Raw genomic sequence first — 797 nt, 5'->3', positions numbered from 1 at the left:
ATCACCGTTCGGTTGCCAACTCCCCGAGGCTTATCGCAGGCTCCCACGTCCTTCATCGGCTCCTGATGCCAAGGCATCCACCGTGCGCCCTTACACACTTGCCACCACCACACACCACCACCCACCCCACAACGAGGCGAGAACCCCTACAGGTGAGAACACCCGAAGGATCACACCACCCCGAGCAGGCGGACAACGGCGCCGGCGGGCAAGCACAAGAACCCAAACCACAAAGACACAGAAAAAATCTACTCGACGAAGCACCACAACACCCCCCACCAGCCACCCACCCCTTAAAAGGGCGAACGGTCAAGCGAGGACGTGTTCTCTGCAATGCTCGCGTCCACTGTGCAGTTCTCAAGCAACAACCAGGCACCACCCGGTGATGACAAGCACCAGCACCACGACCGGGCGAGGAAGAACCCCTCACCACGACGATCGCGGCCGATGTGACCTGTCCCAGGCGATCCCGACAGAGAGAAGACCCCACCCCCTGGCGACCAGCCGGCCGCAACGGCCACCGGTCAAGAGGAGTGGGTGTCCGGTCCCTCAGGACCCAACAGTGCGCCAGGCACCCACCCGCCCTGCCCCCGCGACGTTCCAGACCCTTATGCGGCCCCCCTTCCAGGAGGAGGACCGGGTCGTACTGATCGCGCCGGCAGGCGCTGGATGCCGTGTTGATGTTCCACCCTGAAGCACCGGCCTCCAGACGTTCGCTGGAAGAAACCGGCCCTTGCCACCCACTGCCGAGGCAGGAGTGGAAGATGCTCCTTAGAAAGGAGGTGATCCAGCCGCAC

1 rRNA gene is annotated in these 797 nt (G+C 63.4%); it reads right to left on the bottom strand.

Annotated elements, in window-relative coordinates:
• Window positions 1-104, bottom strand: a 23S ribosomal RNA gene (locus ACRYMN_RS20860); the annotation flags it as partial.
• Window positions 105-797: the final 693 nt, after the last annotated feature.

Source organism: Kineococcus gypseus (assembly GCF_050871305.1).
Lineage (GTDB): Bacteria > Actinomycetota > Actinomycetes > Actinomycetales > Kineococcaceae > Kineococcus > Kineococcus gypseus.
This window is presented reverse-complemented; position numbering and strand designations above follow the sequence as displayed.